Consider the following 17,423-nt stretch of genomic DNA (forward strand, 5'->3'; position numbering starts at 1 on the left):
TGAAATTACGCCTGGTCGGGAATAAAGCACGCCCGCCATATTGCTAACCTCAGCCCAGAATTCTGTACTTTCCTGTTGCCAGACGGCGCTAATGTACGCTTAAAAAAACGGGTAGGCAAGAGTGTTTTTATTTAATAATTTCCGTAACTTACGAGTGTCGTGGAACGGCGACAGTTTGATTTCAATGTGCAATAAATTTCGACTGAGCGACGTTAGAGAAATCATTATTCTGCGTGAATACAGGCGATTGAAAAGGTTAGTTTCCTGGAGAAACTAACCTTCAAAACGAAATCAAATATAGAGAGAGGCTTCGCCCGCGGGGCGCGTTTTGAAGCGGCGGTGCATCCACAGATACTGCTCCGGCGCGCGCATGATCTCTTGCTCGATAACCCGGTTGATAAAGGCGGCGGCTTCGCACTCATTTTCGGGGTAGTTTGCCATCTCCGGAGAAATATGCAGACGGTAGCCGGACTTGTCCGCCTTTCTGACCATAGTTACGGTTAACATCGTCGCGCTGGACAGGCGTGAGATGACAAAGGTGCCGTTTGTCGTCGCTACGTCTTTAACCGCGAAGAACGGCGCGAAGCTGCTGCCTTTCCGTCCGTAGTCCTGATCGGGCGCAAACCAGACGGCTTCACCTTTCTTAAGGGCTCCCACCATGCCGCGCAGGTTGTTGCGGCTGATCATGGCTTTGTTGGAGCGCATGCGGCCACGCGTTTGTACCCACTCCATCACCGGGCTGTTGTGGGGCCGGTAGGTTGCCATCATCGGCTGACACAGGCCCATTACGCGACCGCCCAGTTCGAGCGACATAAAGTGAACGCCCACTACCATTACGCCGCGATTTTGCATTTGCGCGCGCTTAAGGTTGTCTAGCCCTTCCACGTCAAACCATTTGCGGACGCGCTCGTCAGGCCAAAACCAGGCCATACCGGTCTCAAGCAGCGCCATACCGATGGATTTGAAGTTTTCAGAAATCAGTTTTTCACGCTGTGCTTCATTATAGTGTGGGAAGCAAAGCTCAATATTCTTGCGGGCAATCGATTCGCGGCGTTTAAGGAAGTGGCGGGAGGTACTGCCCAGCTTAGACCCCAGAAAACGAAGCACCGGATAAGGGAGTTGCACTAACAGCCAAAGGACGCCAAGGCCGAACCATGTAAACCAGTAGCGCGGATGCAGAAAAGCGCGCTTAAATGTGGATTGAGACAAATTAAGGAAACCTTTATGAAGCCGGTAAAAGTAGCGCAACTTTCGCGATACAACGTGCCATTTAGACCGTAAGACAAGGTCATGGTTGCAGGCTTTACCGAACTTTACGGCGTTGCCTGGCCACTTCTGACGTTGGGTGGGCGGCGTAATGTAGCACCGTTATACGCTATGTCCTAACAGATGTTTTTGATTAAAAAAGCGGCAGGTGTGGAGGGGCTTGATTTACCTGAAGATGTTAGCCGTGAAGGGAAAGAAAATCGGAATTTTGGAAGATTTGGCGTAAAAACAGACAGTTAATATCATGCGGATAAATGGTGTCCCCTGCAGGAATCGAACCTGCAACTAGCCCTTAGGAGGGGCTCGTTATATCCATTTAACTAAGGGGACGAGGCGGCAAGAGTATAGCGCTATTTGCACTTTGCGTTAAGCGTATCGCCGCCTGACTGCTCAAAGAGTCACCATTTACGCTGATTTAGCAGCGGATTTCTCCTTTTCAGCCTGTGCCTTGAGTTCAGCCTTGCGTTTATTCGACATGTCGTTGCGGATCTGCGCGTGGCTCAGCAGGGCAAAGATAAAGGTGCCGCCGCAGATGTTGCCCGCTAGGGTGGGCAGGGCAAAGGGCCAGAAGAAGTCGCTCCAGTGCAGCGTACCGTTAAAGACCAGATAAAGGATTTCCACGGTCCCGACCACGATGTGCGTGGTGTCTGCCAGGGCTATCAGCCAGGTCATCAAAATAATCACGACGATTTTTGCGCTGCCGGCTGACGGAAACATCCACACCATCGTTGCGATGATCCAGCCGGAGATAATGGCATTGGAGAACATCTCTAACGGCGTATTTTTCATGACGTCCATGCCGATTTTCACAAACGCATCCCGGGTGGGCTCGTCAAATATCGGCATATACTCAAACGCCCACGCCGCGATCCCCGTGCCGATAAGGTTACCCAGCAATACCACGCTCCACAGGCGCATCAGCAAACCAAAGTTTCCGAGCGTCGGGTTTTGCATCACGGGCAGTACCGCGGTGACCGTGTTTTCGGTAAAGAGCTGCTGGCGCGCCATAATCACAATAATAAAGCCGAAGGTGTAACCGAGATTTTCCAGCAGAAAGCCGCCGGGTATTCCCTCAAGCTGAACGTGAAATATCCCTTTTGCCAGCAGCGATGCGCCCATGGACAGCCCGGCTGCGATGGCTGACCACAGCAGCGCCATTGCGTCGCGCTCCATCTCCTTCTCGCCGTCCTGTCGGATGTGTTCATGAATCGCCATCGCGCGGGAGGGGAGTCGGTCTTCATCCATCTCTATTTTTTCGCCGCGGCTGTTCTCCTCGCTATCAACCTGTACATCTTCATTTTGTTCGTTAATTTTATCTTCACTGATTTCCTTCATAACCGCTCCGGACTAAGGGGACTTTCTTTTAAGCGTAGCGGCTTTCGGCGAAAATCCCGTGGGGTTGCTCTTAAATTGGCGGCAATGACAAGAAAGGCGACACATCGCGCGGAGAGCCATTGTAAAATTACGCGCGAAACGAATTTCAAAAGACAGGCTATGCTGAGATTAGGTGGCGTTAGTTGCTGAGCGTCATTGTGCTCATAGACATCCTGAAGCGTGCTGTTACAATCACTTGCATATTTCAGACGGAGCGGCAAACGCTCCGTTACGGGTGGCAATCGACGATGGCCATACTGAACAGGGAGATTTTTATGAAACTTCGGCTGTCGGCGCTTGCGCTTGGCACAACGATGCTTGTGGGCTGCGCAAGCTCTGGTGAGCAAACCGGACGTTCCGATCCTCTGGAAGGGTTCAACCGCTCAATGTACAACTTCAACTATAATGTGCTGGACCCGTATGTGGTCCGCCCGGTTGCGGTTGCATGGCGTGATTACGTTCCACAGCCCGCGCGTAACGGGTTAAGCAATTTCACCAGCAACCTGGAAGAGCCTGCGGTGATGGTAAACTATTTCCTTCAGGGCGATCCGTACCAGGGGATGGTGCATTTCACGCGCTTCTTCCTGAACTCCCTGTTAGGGATGGGCGGCTTTATAGACGTGGCCGGCATGGCGAACCCGAAACTGCAGCGCGAGCAGCCGCACCGCTTCGGCAGCACGCTCGGGCATTATGGCGTAGGTTACGGCCCTTACGTTCAGCTGCCGTTCTATGGCAGCTTCACGGTGCGTGAAGACGGCGGTGATATGGTGGATACGCTCTATCCGGTGCTGTCCTGGCTGACCTGGCCGCTGTCGATTGGTAAATGGACCGTCGAAGGGATTGAAACCCGCGCGCAGCTGCTTGATTCTGACGGCCTGCTGCGTCAGTCGTCCGACCCTTATATCATGGTGCGTGAAGCCTACTTCCAGAACCACGATTTCATTGCCAACGGCGGCAAGCTGAAGCCGGAAGAGAACCCGAACGCCAAAGCCATCGAGAACGAATTAAAAGATATCGACTCGGAATAAATAAAAAAGGTGAGCAATGCTCACCTTTTTTGATCCCGCCGCGATTAGAACGCGTAGTTGAAGTTGGTGCCGAACAGCCAGGCTTTACCTTCGGACGTGAATTCGTATGGGCCTTCCTGGAACGTTACTTTCTGACCGTGCATGTAAGACACGCCTACGTCGATGGACGCGTCGTCATTGAAGGCATAGGTCGTACCCGCACTTAACCAGAAGCGATCCTGATCCGGGATAGAAATGGAGCGTTTGTCAGCCGGAACCGGGCTGTCGTCAAACGCGATACCGGTACGGAACGTCCAGTTTTTATCCATGTAGTAGGTGGTACCCAGCGCGATGCGGTAAGCATCGTGGAAACTCTCGTCCTTATAGAACAGCGTCTGGCCGTTGCTGCCGGTAGCTTTCAACTCCTGGAACTGGCTCCAGCTGGTGTATGCCAGGCTATAGTGGATCGCCCACTGTGGCGCAACGCGGTTATAACCGGAGATTTCCCACATTTCTGGCAGATGCAGCGACAGTGAGCCAGGAACGGTTTGGTTAGACGTACCCCAAGGGATAGTGGTGCCCGCGCCCGGAACCAGGCCGTTAACCGGGCTCAGGATGCCGCTTTTGTAATCGCCGTCGAAGTCGATTTTAACTTCTGAACGGTAGGTCAGACCCCAGCGGTTGTTTTTATCCAGCTCATAGAGGATACCGGCGTTCCAGCCGTAGCCCCACTCGTCGCCCTTGAGGCTGGCAATTTTATTACTGTTTTTCGGCAGGGCCGCAGTTTGCTCGCCGGAATAACGCTCGATTTTTGCATCGGCATAGACCGCATCAAAGCCCAGACCAAAGCTCCAGCTGTCGTTCAGACGATAGGCGCCGCTCAGGTTCAGGTTCAGCGTGGTCAGATCGGTTTTACCGCCGTATTCGCCAGCCGGGTAGCTGTCCGAAAACTCGGTTGCCAGACCGTAGTTAGAGGTGACGGATGCGCCCCAACCGAACTGTTCATTAATAGGCGCAACGAAGTGCAGGTTTGGCACCCACGCGGTTGGCGCAATGTTGTCTGCTTTCAGGCTCGCGCCCGTGAACGGCGAGTTACCTGAAATGTTGACATCAGGATCGATATAAACGGCACCCGCAGAGAAAGTTGGGCGATCGAACATCATGATCAGCGCAGGGTTACGACTGGCGTTACCTGCGTCATCAGCGATAGCACCTTCCCCGGAATACGCACGGCCAAGGCCAGAGGAAGAAAATTCGTTTAACTGGAAGCCCGCGGACCAGGCGGACGTTGAGACGATTGCCACTGCGACTGCCAGCGCAGTCTTTTTGAACAGGGTTTTCTGGCTCATGACCATAACCTCATTGAGTTATTTTTATTCAATAATTGTTACATACCGTAACAGGAGCGCGAAGTGTAGGGTCTGCGGTATTACATACAAATCAGACCAGTGGCGTGAGTATAGGTCCGACCAGCGTGAATGTTGCAAGTTTGTTTATTAATATTTTCAAACATGTTTCTTGAAACGAGATCTGGTTGGCAAAATTGTGACCAGACCGCTTCATCCAAAAGGGCGAATTTTGTTTTAGATCATTTTTTAGTGTGATATTGGTCACTTATCCGATTTTGCGCCATTAACGGCTGGAGAGAGCTATCGTCGGGGCGTAAAATATCAGCATCGTGTTTATCTCGCGCAGGGCGCGAATACAGAGGAAATTGAGCTATGAGTAAATGCAGTGCTGATGAAACCCCGGTTTGCTGCTGTATGGATGTTGGTACCATTATGGACAACACCGATTGCACCGCGTCTTACAGCCGTGTCTTCCCAAACCGTGCAGAGGCAGACGAAACGCTGGCCGCGCTGACCCAGCGCGCGCGCGACGTGGAATCCGATCCGTGCGAAATCAAGTCCACCTTCACGGAAGTGGAAGGCGGCGTGAAGCTGGATATCGACTTCGTGTTTGCCTGCGAAGCCGAAACCCTGATTTTCCAGCTGGGCCTGCGTTAATTTCTGCTGACTGGTGCCCTCACCCCGGCCTCTCCCACAGGGAGAGGGTGCAAACTCTAAAAACGGTAACCTACGGGTTACCGTTTTGCTTTTACCTGGGGGCATTTTCTTTTTCTTCTCTGTGCCTTAGCTCCCACTTTTTCGTCTCCCCGATTGGCTCAATGTAAAAAAATGGTTAAGACTATTTATCAGGTCAGACCACTTTGGCGCTAACGCGAATTTTTTTACAGGGGAGTGTTATGAGTCAGGCATTACCGCTTACCACCCGACAGGGTGACCGCATTGCCATTGTCAGCGGATTGCGTACGCCGTTCGCCCGTCAGGCGACGGCCTTTCACGGCATACCCGCCGTCGATTTGGGCAAAATGGTCGTGGGGGAGATGCTGGCTCGCAGCGAAATACCGCCGGAGGCGATTGAACAGCTGGTTTTCGGCCAGGTCGTTCAGATGCCCGAAGCGCCAAATATCGCGCGTGAAATCGTGCTGGGTACCGGGATGAACGTCCACACCGACGCCTACAGCGTCAGCCGAGCCTGCGCCACCAGCTTTCAGGCGGTCGCCAACGTCGCGGAAAGCCTGATGGCGGGCACGATTCGCGCCGGGATCGCGGGCGGGGCGGACTCCTCTTCCGTACTGCCGATTGGCGTAAGCAAAAAGCTGGCGCGGATCCTGGTCGACGCCAACAAAGCGCGCACCGCGGGTCAAAAGCTTAAGCTTTTCTCCCGCTTACGCCTGCGCGACCTGATGCCCGTTCCGCCCGCCGTGGCCGAGTATTCCACCGGCCTGCGCATGGGTGACACCGCAGAGCAGATGGCAAAAACCTACGGCATTACCCGCGAGCAGCAGGATGCGCTGGCGCATCGTTCACACCAGCTTGCCGCAAAGGCCTGGTCCGAAGGTCGGCTTGCCGACGAGGTGATGACTGCCTACATACCTCCCTACCGCGAGCCGCTTGTCGAAGACAACAACATTCGCGGCGCGTCGACGCTGGCAGATTACGCGAAGCTGCGCCCGGCATTTGACCGCAAGCACGGGACGGTCACGGCGGCCAACAGCACACCGCTGACGGACGGCGCGGCGGCGGTCATTCTGATGACGGAATCGCGTGCAAAAGAGCTGGGCATCTCGCCGCTGGGCTATCTGCGCAGCTATGCCTTCACGGCGATCGACGTCTGGCAGGACATGCTGCTCGGTCCCGCCTGGTCCACCCCGCTGGCGCTGGAGCGCGCGGGGCTAACGCTCGCCGATCTGACCCTGATCGATATGCACGAAGCCTTCGCCGCGCAAACGCTGGCAAACCTTCAACTGCTGGCGAGCGAGCGTTTTGCCAGAGACGTGCTGGGGCGCGCCCATGCCACGGGCGAAGTCGATCAGAGCAAATTCAACGTGCTGGGCGGCTCTATTGCCTACGGTCATCCTTTTGCCGCGACGGGCGCGCGGATGATCACGCAAACTTTGCATGAATTACGCCGCCGCGGCGGGGGATTTGGACTTGTCACCGCCTGTGCGGCGGGCGGGCTCGGTGCAGCAATGGTTCTGGAGGCTGAATAATGGAACGGCAATCCGCATTTAATTTGACGGTTCGCCTCGATAACGTGGCGGTTATTACCATTGATATTCCGGATGAAAAAATGAATACCCTGAAGGCCGAATTTGGCGTTCAGGTTCGCGCGATGCTAAAGCAGATCCGCGAGAATAAAGCGATTCGCGGGCTGGTGTTTATCTCCGCCAAGCCGGATAACTTTATTGCCGGGGCGGATATCAACATGATCGCCCGTGCGCAAAGCGCTCAGGAGGCGGAAGATCTTGCCCGGCAGGGTCAGCAGGTAATGGCTGAAATTAACGCCCTGTCGATTCCGGTCATTGCGGCGATCCACGGCGCGTGCCTTGGCGGAGGGCTTGAGCTGGCGCTGGCGTGCCACGGCCGAATCTGCACGGATGATGCGAAAACCGTACTGGGCCTGCCGGAAGTGCAGCTCGGCCTGCTGCCTGGCTCCGGCGGGACGCAGCGCCTGCCGCGCCTGGTGGGCGTAAGCACGGCGCTGGAGATGATGTTAACCGGCAAGCAGCTGCGCGCGCGCCAGGCGCTGAAGGTTGGGCTGGTTGATGAGGTCGTGCCGCATTCTATTCTGCTTGAAGCGGCGGTCGAACGGGCATCGCAGGGGCGTCAGGCGAAGCGTCATCTTCCGGTGCGGGAACGCATTCTTGCCGGTCCGCTTGGCCGCGCGCTGCTCTTCAGCGCGGTGAGAAAGAAAACCGAACGCCAAACCAAGGGCAACTATCCCGCAGCGAAGCGAATTTTGGACACGATCGAAACCGGCCTGGCGCAGGGCAGCAGCAGCGGCTATGCGGCGGAAGCGAAAGCCTTTGGCGAACTGGCGATGACGCCAGCGTCGCAGGCGCTGCGCAATATTTTCTTTGCCAGCACGGAGGTGAAAAAAGATCCGGGTAGCGACGCCGAGCCAGCGCCGCTGCGGTCCGTCGGCGTGCTGGGCGGCGGGCTGATGGGCGGCGGCATTGCATTTGTCACCGCCAGCAAAGGCAAGCTGCCGGTACGTATAAAAGACATCAATCCGAAAGGGATTAACCACGCGCTACAGTACAGCTGGCAGAACCTTGATCAAAAGGTTAAGCGCCGCCATATCAAGGCCAGCGAGCGTGATAAAACGCTGGGGATGATTACCGGTACGACGGACTACAGCGGCTTTGCGCATCGCGATCTGGTGATTGAGGCGGTCTTTGAAGATCTGCCGCTCAAGCAGCAGATGGTGGCGGACGTGGAGGCACGCTGCGCGCTGCACACGATTTTTGCCTCTAATACCTCGTCGTTGCCGATTGGCGATATCGCCGCTAAGGCCGCGCGTCCGCAAAATGTCATTGGGCTGCACTTCTTCAGTCCGGTCGAGAAAATGCCGCTGGTGGAGGTCATTCCGCATGCCGAGACCAGCCCGCAAACCGTCTCAACGGTCGTGAAGCTCGCCAAAAAGCAGGGAAAAACGCCGATTGTCGTCGCCGATAAGGCGGGGTTTTACGTCAACCGTATTCTTGCGCCGTATATCAATGAGGCGATGCGCCTGCTGACGGAGGGGGAAAAGATCGAGCATGTTGATGACGCGCTGGTGAAGTTTGGCTTTCCGGTAGGACCCATCCAACTTTTGGATGAGGTGGGAATCGATACCGGCACTAAAATTATACCTGTGCTGGAGTCAGCCTATGGCGAACGTTTTAGCCCGCCTGCAAACATTGTTTCTGCGATCTTGAAGGACGATCGCAAAGGCAGAAAAAATGGCCGCGGTTTCTATCTTTACGCGGCAAAAGGGCGTAAAAGCAAGAAACAGGTCGACCCTTCGGTTTATGGGCTTATTTCGGTTGCCGGGCAGGGGAAACTTTCCGCGGTCCAGTGCGCCGAACGCTGCGTGATGATGATGCTGAACGAGGCGGCGCGCTGCTTTGGTGAGCAGGTTGTCAGAAGCGCGCGCGATGGCGACATCGGTGCCGTATTTGGTATTGGTTTTCCGCCGTTTCTTGGCGGCCCGTTCCGGTATATGGATACGCTGGGGGCGAGTGAAGTGGTTGCTATTCTGCAACGTCTGGCCGCGCAGTATGGTCCGCGATTTACGCCGTGTGACGAATTGTTGCAGAGAGCGGAGCAGGGCCAGACATTTTGGCCTGCAAAGGAAACTGACGTCGTAAACTGAAGTCAAATAAGGGTAAATCCTCGGTGAATGAACCTGTTCTGGCGAAATTGTAAACAGAGATTGACTATACTTACGCCATTGAGGTAAAAAACAGCGTTTCATTCACCGAATGGATCAGGCACAATGCCCGGCCATCGGGTTTTCTACCTCGAAGCAGTTATCGCGGGTAGTCAACGCCGGTGATTCTGGTTAACAAAAGCGGTGCAATATGCAAGTTTTTATCATGCGTCACGGCGACGCGGCACTCGATGCCGCCAGTGACTCAGTACGTCCTTTGACAGTCTGTGGCTGCGACGAATCCCGTCAGATGGCGACCTGGCTCAAAGGCCAAAAAGTGGATATCGAACGCGTTCTGGTGAGTCCGTTCCTGCGTGCAGAACAGACGCTGGATGTGGTAGGGGAATGTATGAACCTGCCCGGCAGCGTAGATGTGCTCCCAGAACTGACGCCATGCGGTGATGTCGGCCTTGTCAGCGCTTATCTTCAGGCGCTGTGCAATGAAGGTGTCGCTTCCGCACTGGTCATCTCCCACCTGCCGCTGGTTGGCTACCTGGTCTCCGAGCTGTGCCCGGGTGAAACGCCGCCGATGTTCACGACGTCTGCCATTGCCAACGTCACGCTCGACGAATCTGGCAAAGGGGTCTTCAACTGGCAGATGAGCCCGTGCAATCTGAAGATGGCGAAGGCTATCTGATGTGACGCGTGACAGGGCGGGGTGCAAAGCTGCTTCCCGCCATTCTGTCAGGGCAGCTCCGGCGGCTGCCACTCCTCAACCTCAATCAACACCAGCAATGCGGCATCTCCGCCGTACTCTTTCGGTGCCTGATGGAAAGCCATCACGTGTGGATGCTGAGCCAGCCACAGCGGCGTCTGCTGCTTAAGAATATGTTTTCCGTGCCCGTGCATGACGCACGCGCAGAAGACGTGTTCGCGACGGCAGGCGGCAATTAACGCCCCCAGCTCCTGCTTCGCCTGCATTTGCGTTAACCCGTGCAGATCGAGAAACAGCTCGGGCGAGTAATCTCCACGACGCAGCTTCTTCAGCTCAAAATGGCTGACGTCTTCGCGCACGTACTTAACGGCGCCCTGGGTGTTGAGCAGCGGCTGAAATTCATCCGAAAAATAGTGGCTGTTATCAGCCTGTTCCTGAAGCAGACGTTTGACCGGCACTTCGGTGACTTTTTTGCGTATCGGGCGATGGACAATGGTGTCCTGCTTAAGCTGACGCGTTCCCGTCATCAGCTGTCGGAAGAGAGCCTGATCCTCCTCGTTAAGCGATGTTTTCTTTTTCATTGGCCTGTCTCATCTCTTATTTCCGATAGTGTACCTGACTAAATGCATTTTTTAACCTCAAGCGGGACGCGTCAGTGCTGATTTATCGCCGTCTTCATGGCAAACTAGCCGCCGAAAATTATGCGAGCATGCCCTGGAGGGAAAAGTGGATAAAATATTTGTCGATGAAGCAGTAAACGAGCTGCATACCATACAGGACATGTTGCGCTGGTCGGTTAGCCGCTTCAGCGCCGCCAATATCTGGTACGGTCACGGTACCGATAACCCGTGGGACGAGGCCGTTCAGCTGGTGCTGCCGTCTCTTTACCTGCCCCTGGATATTCCGGAAGACATGCGCACCGCGCGCCTGACCTCTAGCGAAAAGCACCGCATCGTTGAGCGCGTGATCCGCCGCGTGAACGAGCGTATCCCGGTCGCCTATCTGACCAACAAAGCCTGGTTCTGCGGCCATGAGTTTTACGTTGATGAGCGCGTGCTGGTTCCGCGTTCACCTATTGGCGAGCTGATTAACAACCATTTTGACGGGCTGATTAACCATCAGCCGCAGCACATTCTGGATATGTGTACCGGCAGCGGCTGTATTGCGATTGCCTGCGCTTACGCCTTCCCGGATGCCGAAGTCGATGCCGTTGATATCTCCACCGACGCGCTGGCCGTGACCGAGCACAACATTGAAGAGCACGGCCTGATCCATCACGTTACGCCGATTCGTTCCGATCTTTTCCGCGACCTGCCGACCCTGCAGTACGATCTGATCGTGACCAACCCGCCGTACGTCGATGCAGAAGACATGTCCGATCTGCCGAACGAATATCGCCACGAGCCGGAGCTGGGCCTGGCGTCAGGATCTGACGGCCTGAAGCTGACCCGCCGCATCCTGGCCTGCGCGCCGGATTATCTGACCGACGACGGCGTTCTGATTTGTGAAGTGGGTAACAGCATGGTACATCTGATAGAGCAGTATCCGGATGTGCCGTTCACCTGGCTCGAGTTTGACAACGGCGGTGACGGCGTCTTTATGCTGACCAAAGCACAGCTTCTCGACGCGCGCGAGCACTTCAGCATTTATAAAGACTAATCCAGCGGGCTTCGGCCCGTTTCACAACGCTCACACACAAATAACGACATCGGAGCCGTGATGGCAGGAAACAGTATTGGACAACTCTTCCGCGTGACCACCTTTGGTGAGTCGCACGGTCTGGCACTGGGTTGCATCGTGGACGGCGTGCCGCCGGGCATCGAGCTAACCGAAGCCGATTTACAGCACGACCTTGACCGTCGTCGCCCGGGCACCTCTCGCTACACCACGCAGCGTCGCGAGCCGGACCAGGTTAAAATTCTCTCCGGTGTGTTCGAAGGCCGCACCACCGGCACCAGCATCGGCCTGTTGATTGAAAACACCGACCAGCGGTCCCAGGATTACGGCGCAATCAAAGACGTATTCCGTCCGGGCCACGCCGACTACACCTACGAACAAAAGTACGGTTTTCGCGACTATCGCGGCGGCGGACGCTCTTCGGCACGTGAAACTGCGATGCGCGTGGCGGCCGGGGCCATCGCCAAAAAATATCTGCAGCAAAAATTCGGCATCGTCATTCGCGGCTGTCTGACCCAGATGGGCGACATTCCGCTGGCGATCGGGGACTGGGATCTGGTTGAGCAAAATCCGTTCTTCTGCGCGGATGCTGACAAAATTGACGCGCTGGACGAACTGATGCGCGGCCTGAAAAAAGAGGGCGACTCCATCGGCGCGAAAGTGACCGTGGTCGCTGACGGTGTGCCCGCTGGCTGGGGCGAGCCGGTGTTCGACCGCCTCGACGCGGATATTGCCCACGCGCTGATGAGCATCAACGCGGTGAAGGGCGTGGAAATCGGCGACGGTTTTGACGTGGTTAAGCTTCGCGGCAGCCAGAACCGTGACGAAATCACGAAAGCGGGCTTCCAGAGCAACCACGCGGGCGGCATCCTGGGCGGCATCAGCAGCGGACAGCAGATTATGGCGAACATCGCGCTGAAGCCAACGTCCAGCATTACCGTACCGGGCCACACCATTAACCGCGATGGCGAAGAAGTTGAGATGATCACCAAAGGACGTCACGATCCCTGCGTGGGGATCCGCGCCGTGCCGATCGCCGAAGCGATGCTGGCGATCGTGCTGATGGATCACTTCCTGCGCCAGCGCGCGCAGAATGCGGACGTGACGACCACCATTCCACGCTGGTAAATATGAAAAAAACCGCAATTGCCCTGCTGGCGCTGCTCGCCAGCGGAGCCAGCCTGGCCGCCACGCCGTGGCAAAAAATCACCCATCCGGTGGCGGGCAGCGCGCAGTCAATTGGTGCGTTCTCGAACGGTTGTATCGTTGGAGCGCAGGAACTTCCGCTGCAGTCCGATACCTATCAGGTGATGCGCACCGATCAGCGCCGCTATTTCGGCCACCCCGATCTGGTGCTGTTTATCCAGCGCCTGGGGAATCAGGTGCATAACCTCGGGCTGGGCACGATGCTGATAGGCGATATGGGCATGCCCGCCGGCGGCCGCTTCAACGGCGGCCACGCCAGCCACCAGACCGGACTGGACGTGGATATCTTCCTGCAGCTGCCCAAAGCGCGATGGAGCTCGGCGCAGCTGCTGAAGCCGCAGGCGCTGGACCTGGTTGCGCGAGATGGCAAAAGCGTAGTGCCTTCGCTCTGGTCACAGGATGTGTCGGCGATGATTAAGCTGGCGGCCAAAGATAACGACGTGACGCGGATTTTCGTCAATCCGGCGATTAAACAGCAGCTTTGCCTGGATGCGGGAACCGATCGCGACTGGCTGCGCAAGGTGCGCCCGTGGTTCCAGCATCGCGCGCATATGCACGTGCGTCTGCGCTGTCCGGCAAACAGCCTCGAATGTGAAGATCAGCCGCTTCCACCGCCTGGCGATGGCTGCGGTTATGAGCTGCAAAGCTGGTTTGAGCCGGCCAAGCCTGGGACCACCAAGCCTGAGAAGAAGACACCGCCTCCGCTGCCGCCTTCCTGCCAGGCGCTACTGGATGAGCACGTACTGTAATGGATAATTTCGTCGATCTGTTTATGGTGTCACCGTGGATGCTGGCGGCACTGTTTTTTGTTGCGATGTTAGCCGGTTTTATCGATGCCCTGGCGGGCGGCGGCGGTTTGCTGACCGTTCCGGCGCTGCTGGCGGTAGGCATGAGTCCGGCGCAGGCGCTGGCGACCAATAAGCTGCAGGCCTGCGGCGGTTCGCTCTCGGCGTCGCTCTACTTTATCCGCCGCAAGGTGGTTAACCTCGCCGACCAAAAGCTCAATATTCTGATGACCTTTATCGGCTCCACCTCCGGTGCGCTGCTGGTTCAGCACGTTCAGTCAGACATTCTGCGCCAGATCCTGCCGATTTTGGTGATCTGCATTGGCCTGTACTTCCTGCTGATGCCAAGGCTTGGCGAAGAGGATCGACAGCGTCGTCTGCACGGCCTGCCGTTTGCGCTGATTGCCGGGGGCTGCGTCGGCTTTTACGATGGCTTTTTCGGGCCGGGGGCGGGCTCGTTTTACGCGCTGGCCTTCGTCACGCTCGCCGGTTTTAACCTCGCGAAATCAACGGCGCACGCGAAGGTTTTAAACGCTACCTCTAACGTTGGCGGCCTGCTGCTGTTTATCATCGGCGGCAAGGTTATCTGGGCAACCGGATTCGTAATGATGGCAGGACAATTTTTAGGCGCGCGCGCGGGCTCGCGCCTGGTGTTAAGCAAGGGACAGGAGCTGATCCGCCCGATGATCGTCGTGGTCTCGGCGGTGATGAGCGCCAAGCTTCTTTATGATAGCCACGGACAGGAGATCCTCCACTGGTTGGGGATGAACTAATGAACGGTACGCATAACTACGAACAGCTTATTGAGATTTTTAACGGCTGCTTTGCCGACGATTTTAATACCCGTCTGATTAAAGGCGACGATGAACCGATCTATCTTCCTGCTGATGCAGAGGTTCCGTATAACCGGATCGTGTTCGCGCACGGCTTTTACGCCAGCGGATTGCATGAGATTTCGCACTGGTGCATCGCGGGGAAAGCGCGCCGCGAGCTGGTGGACTTCGGCTACTGGTACTGCCCGGACGGCCGCGATGCGGCTACGCAAGGCCAGTTCGAAGATGTGGAAGTGAAGCCCCAGGCGTTCGACTGGCTTTTCTGCGTGGCGGCGGGTTACCCGTTCAACGTCAGCTGCGACAACCTTGAAGGCGACTTCGAACCTGACCGTATCGTTTTTCAGCGCCGCGTGCACGCGCAGGTGATGGAGTATCTTGAGAAAGGCATCCCGGAACGTCCGGCGCGCTTTATCAAAGCGTTACAAGACTATTACCACACGCCGGAGATCACGGCGGAATGCTTCCCCTGGCCGGAAGATATTTAACTGAGGAAAGAAGATGATCGCAGAATTTGAATCACGCATTCTGGCACTAATTGATGACATGGTGGAACACGCCAGCGATGACGAGCTGTTCGCCAGCGGTTATCTGCGCGGTCACCTGACGCTGGCCGTCGCCGAGCTGGAAGCAGGAGACGATCACTCTGCCGAAGCGGTGCATGGTGAAGTGACCCGCAGCCTGGAAAAGGCGATTCAGGCCGGTGAGCTGTCGCCGCGCGATCAGTCCCTGGTGCTCGGCATGTGGGAAACCTTGTTCCAGAAAGCCAGCCTGACATCATAATTTTTCCCTCTCCCAGCAGGAGAGGGGTAGGGTGAGGGCATCAGGCCGCACCCTGCTTAACCTTCTTCCCCTTCAGCAACTTCCTCACCCACAGCCTGTTCGGATTAATCCCCGCAAGCGTCGTTCTGTCCAGTGGTATCGGCTCGTCGCTCATCTGTGCGGCCAGCACTTCCGCCAGCAGCGGTGCGGTGCATAGCCCACGCGAGCCCAGCCCGCCCAGCATATACAGTTCCGGATAAGCCGGCGCGCTGACCGCGCTATCCCTGGTTTCTGCGAGGTTCTGGTAGACCTCGAGCGTGGCGTCATAGTCCGGCACGCTGCCCGCCATCGGCAGATGGTCACGCGTGGCGCAGCGCACGCCGCAGCGCGCTTCTCCCTCACTCACGTCAACCTCTTTCGCCCATGCCGCGTCCGGGAAGCAGTCGATCAGGCGCTGGCGGTTTTGCTGCTGATCGTCCTCGCTGTAGGCCACGTCAGCCTGGCCGCGATGATAGCTGGCACCGATGCAGTGGTGGCCGTTAGACGGGTTTTGCGGCGTCAGGTAGCCGTCGTAGCACAGCACCTGGCGCAGTTTTCGCAGTTCCGGCGTGGTCGGAATGTGGCTGACCTGGCCGCCGACCGGATAAACCGGCAGCGCTTCCGTCTGCGTGAACCGGCTGATGTGATGCCCGTTTGCCAGTACCACGGCGGCGTGCTGCGCCCGTTTCCCATTGGCAAAATCGAGGACCCAGCGCTCCGAGTGGTTAAGCGCTTCCACCCTGTGGCAATAGTGCACCGTCAGCCCGCGGGACTGCGCAAGGGCAATCGCAGCGGCGGTCAGTTCGGCCGGGCATAGCCAGCCGCCGAGCGGATACTGAATCCCCCCGCAGCCGGTCTTAACCCCGGCGGTTTCAGCAACCTGCTCAGCGCTCACCGCATGGGCGATGGCATCCGGCAGTCCCAGCGACAGCATCTGGTTGATTTTTTGCTGGCTCTTCTCATCCCACCCGAGCTGCGTGACGCCGCACCAGTCGTGAGCAAACGTGAGCGGCAGGGCGTCATACAGGCGACGGGCGAAGGTGAACGCCGCCGGGAAGAACTGAAACAGTGCGGGATCGTGCGCGCTCAGGAGCGGGTAAAGCGCGCCCTGGCGGTTGCCCGACGCGCCGCTTGCCGGAGCCTCGTCCGCGCAGTACAGCGTAACCTGCCAGCCGCGGTGCAGAAGGGCGTGCGAGAGCAGGGCGCTGGCAATCCCGCCGCCAACGATCGCCACCTCGCGGGACGCGCTGGCGTGACGGGCAAACCACGGCGCCTGCGCGGGGATCGCCAGGGTTTGCTCCATGACGCCGACCAGCATGTCGCGCTTGCGGCCAAAGCCCTTGGTCTTCTTCATCGTGAAGCCCGCGGCCTGCAGCCCGCGCCGCACGAATCCCGCCGAGGTAAAGGTGGCGAGCGTGGCGCCAGGGCGAGCCAGGCGCGCCATGGCGGCAAAAAGATGATCGCTCCACATGTCGGGGTTTTTGGCGGGCGCAAAGCCGTCCAGGAACCAGGCGTCCACTTTCTGGTTCATCGAATCGTCAAGCTCGTCCGTGAGCGCATTAATGTCGCCGAGCCACAGGTCCAGCATGACGCGCCCGCCGTCCAGAATAAGGCGATGGCAGCCCCCGATGGCCTGCGGCCACTGGGCCTGCAGCTGCTCCGCCCACTGTGCCAGCTCGGGCCAGCGCTGATGCGCAAGCCGCAGATCGTGCGCGGTGAGCGGAAATTTTTCGAAACTGACGAAATGTAATCTTTGCAGCGTAGCTTCAGGGTGTTGGGCTCGAAACTGGTCAAATGCCTGCCAGAGGGTCAGGAAATTGAGGCCGGTACCAAACCCGCTTTCCGCTACTACAAACAGGCTGCGGGGATGTTCAGGAAAGCGCGCGTTGAGATAATTTCCGTCGAGGAAAACATAACGGGTTTCTTCCAGTCCGTTATCATTAGAAAAATAGACGTCATCAAAATCTCGGGAAACAGGTGTACCCTCAGCGTTAAATTCGAGGTTGGCGGGTTGTATAGCGTTTTGTTTCACGTAAGTTACTCGTCCGACAGGCAGTGGCAC

Annotated in this window: 16 protein-coding genes and 1 tRNA gene; 11 read left to right on the forward strand and 6 right to left on the reverse strand. The window is 56.9% G+C overall.

Going from position 1 to position 17,423, the window contains the following annotated elements; genetic code table 11:
• Positions 1–291: 291 nt before the first annotated feature.
• The 3 genes from lpxP to DBY73_RS06205 all read right to left on the reverse strand — a co-directional run bounded on the left by lpxP (position 292) and on the right by DBY73_RS06205 (position 2,601).
• Positions 292–1,209 (reverse strand): kdo(2)-lipid IV(A) palmitoleoyltransferase, encoded by a 918-nt coding sequence (gene lpxP / locus DBY73_RS06195; RefSeq protein WP_112010311.1) that lies wholly within the window; start codon positions 1,207–1,209, stop codon positions 292–294.
• A gap of 312 nt (positions 1,210–1,521) precedes the next feature.
• A tRNA-Arg gene (locus DBY73_RS06200) sits at positions 1,522–1,596 on the reverse strand.
• A 75-nt stretch (positions 1,597–1,671) separates the two neighbouring features.
• Positions 1,672–2,601: a formate/nitrite transporter family protein gene (locus DBY73_RS06205; protein ID WP_112010312.1), complete on the reverse strand. Its 930-nt coding sequence runs from the start codon at positions 2,599–2,601 to the stop codon at positions 1,672–1,674.
• 314 nt (positions 2,602–2,915) lie between these two features.
• On the opposite strand from DBY73_RS06205, the gene mlaA reads away from it, so the two are divergent.
• Positions 2,916–3,668 carry a phospholipid-binding lipoprotein MlaA gene (mlaA, locus tag DBY73_RS06210; protein ID WP_112010313.1) on the forward strand — a complete coding sequence of 251 codons (753 nt, stop codon included), beginning with the start codon at positions 2,916–2,918 and terminating at the stop codon, positions 3,666–3,668.
• Positions 3,669–3,712: 44 nt separating this feature from the next.
• On the opposite strand, the gene fadL is transcribed toward mlaA, so the two are convergent.
• Positions 3,713–4,996: a long-chain fatty acid transporter FadL gene (gene fadL / locus DBY73_RS06215; RefSeq protein ID WP_112010314.1), complete on the reverse strand. Its 1,284-nt coding sequence runs from the start codon at positions 4,994–4,996 to the stop codon at positions 3,713–3,715.
• A 372-nt stretch (positions 4,997–5,368) separates the two neighbouring features.
• Here fadL and DBY73_RS06220 point away from each other — a divergent pair, with 372 nt between their 5' ends.
• The 4 genes from DBY73_RS06220 (at position 5,369) to sixA (ending at position 10,044) form a co-directional block, all read left to right on the forward strand.
• Positions 5,369–5,653: a YfcZ/YiiS family protein gene (locus tag DBY73_RS06220; RefSeq protein WP_112010315.1), complete on the forward strand. Its 285-nt coding sequence runs from the start codon at positions 5,369–5,371 to the stop codon at positions 5,651–5,653.
• Between the two features lie 239 nt (positions 5,654–5,892).
• On the forward strand, positions 5,893–7,203 hold the full coding sequence (gene fadI, locus DBY73_RS06225) for an acetyl-CoA C-acyltransferase FadI (RefSeq protein ID WP_112010316.1): 1,311 nt from the start codon (positions 5,893–5,895) through the stop codon (positions 7,201–7,203).
• Positions 7,203–9,350, forward strand: a complete 2,148-nt coding sequence (gene fadJ / locus DBY73_RS06230; RefSeq protein ID WP_112010317.1) for a fatty acid oxidation complex subunit alpha FadJ — start codon at positions 7,203–7,205, stop codon at positions 9,348–9,350. Before fadI ends, fadJ begins: the two co-directional genes overlap by 1 nt.
• Before the next feature lie 208 nt (positions 9,351–9,558).
• Positions 9,559–10,044 carry a phosphohistidine phosphatase SixA gene (gene sixA, locus DBY73_RS06235; RefSeq protein WP_112010318.1) on the forward strand — a complete coding sequence of 162 codons (486 nt, stop codon included), beginning with the start codon at positions 9,559–9,561 and terminating at the stop codon, positions 10,042–10,044.
• A gap of 47 nt (positions 10,045–10,091) precedes the next feature.
• Here the strand turns inward: sixA and smrB are convergent, their stop codons facing one another.
• Positions 10,092–10,643, reverse strand: a complete 552-nt coding sequence (smrB, locus tag DBY73_RS06240) for an endonuclease SmrB (RefSeq protein ID WP_112010319.1) — start codon at positions 10,641–10,643, stop codon at positions 10,092–10,094.
• A gap of 145 nt (positions 10,644–10,788) precedes the next feature.
• Between smrB and prmB the strand changes: the two genes are divergently transcribed.
• From prmB to DBY73_RS06270, 6 genes are read left to right on the forward strand one after another with little or no spacing between them, the layout of a single operon-like run.
• On the forward strand, positions 10,789–11,721 hold the full coding sequence (gene prmB, locus DBY73_RS06245) for a 50S ribosomal protein L3 N(5)-glutamine methyltransferase (RefSeq protein WP_112010320.1): 933 nt from the start codon (positions 10,789–10,791) through the stop codon (positions 11,719–11,721).
• A 60-nt stretch (positions 11,722–11,781) separates the two neighbouring features.
• Positions 11,782–12,867 carry a chorismate synthase gene (gene aroC, locus DBY73_RS06250; protein WP_112010321.1) on the forward strand — a complete coding sequence of 362 codons (1,086 nt, stop codon included), beginning with the start codon at positions 11,782–11,784 and terminating at the stop codon, positions 12,865–12,867.
• 2 nt (positions 12,868–12,869) lie between these two features.
• Positions 12,870–13,694 carry a penicillin-insensitive murein endopeptidase gene (gene mepA, locus DBY73_RS06255; protein WP_112010322.1) on the forward strand — a complete coding sequence of 275 codons (825 nt, stop codon included), beginning with the start codon at positions 12,870–12,872 and terminating at the stop codon, positions 13,692–13,694.
• Positions 13,694–14,503, forward strand: a complete 810-nt coding sequence (locus DBY73_RS06260) for a sulfite exporter TauE/SafE family protein (RefSeq protein WP_112010323.1) — start codon at positions 13,694–13,696, stop codon at positions 14,501–14,503. Before mepA ends, DBY73_RS06260 begins: the two co-directional genes overlap by 1 nt.
• Entirely contained in the window at positions 14,503–15,048 is a 546-nt protein-coding gene (locus DBY73_RS06265; RefSeq protein ID WP_112010324.1) for an elongation factor P hydroxylase, read from the forward strand. Before DBY73_RS06260 ends, DBY73_RS06265 begins: the two co-directional genes overlap by 1 nt.
• Positions 15,049–15,061: 13 nt before the next feature.
• A complete protein-coding gene (locus tag DBY73_RS06270; RefSeq protein ID WP_112010325.1) occupies positions 15,062–15,343 on the forward strand; it encodes a YfcL family protein in 282 nt (93 codons plus the stop codon).
• A 40-nt stretch (positions 15,344–15,383) separates the two neighbouring features.
• Here the strand turns inward: DBY73_RS06270 and mnmC are convergent, their stop codons facing one another.
• Positions 15,384–17,393, reverse strand: coding sequence for a bifunctional tRNA (5-methylaminomethyl-2-thiouridine)(34)-methyltransferase MnmD/FAD-dependent 5-carboxymethylaminomethyl-2-thiouridine(34) oxidoreductase MnmC (gene mnmC / locus DBY73_RS06275; protein ID WP_112010326.1), 2,010 nt, complete (start codon positions 17,391–17,393; stop codon positions 15,384–15,386).
• Positions 17,394–17,423: the final 30 nt, after the last annotated feature.

The sequence above is a fragment of the Enterobacter sp. RIT418 genome, assembly GCF_003057745.1.
Taxonomy (GTDB): domain Bacteria; phylum Pseudomonadota; class Gammaproteobacteria; order Enterobacterales; family Enterobacteriaceae; genus Enterobacter.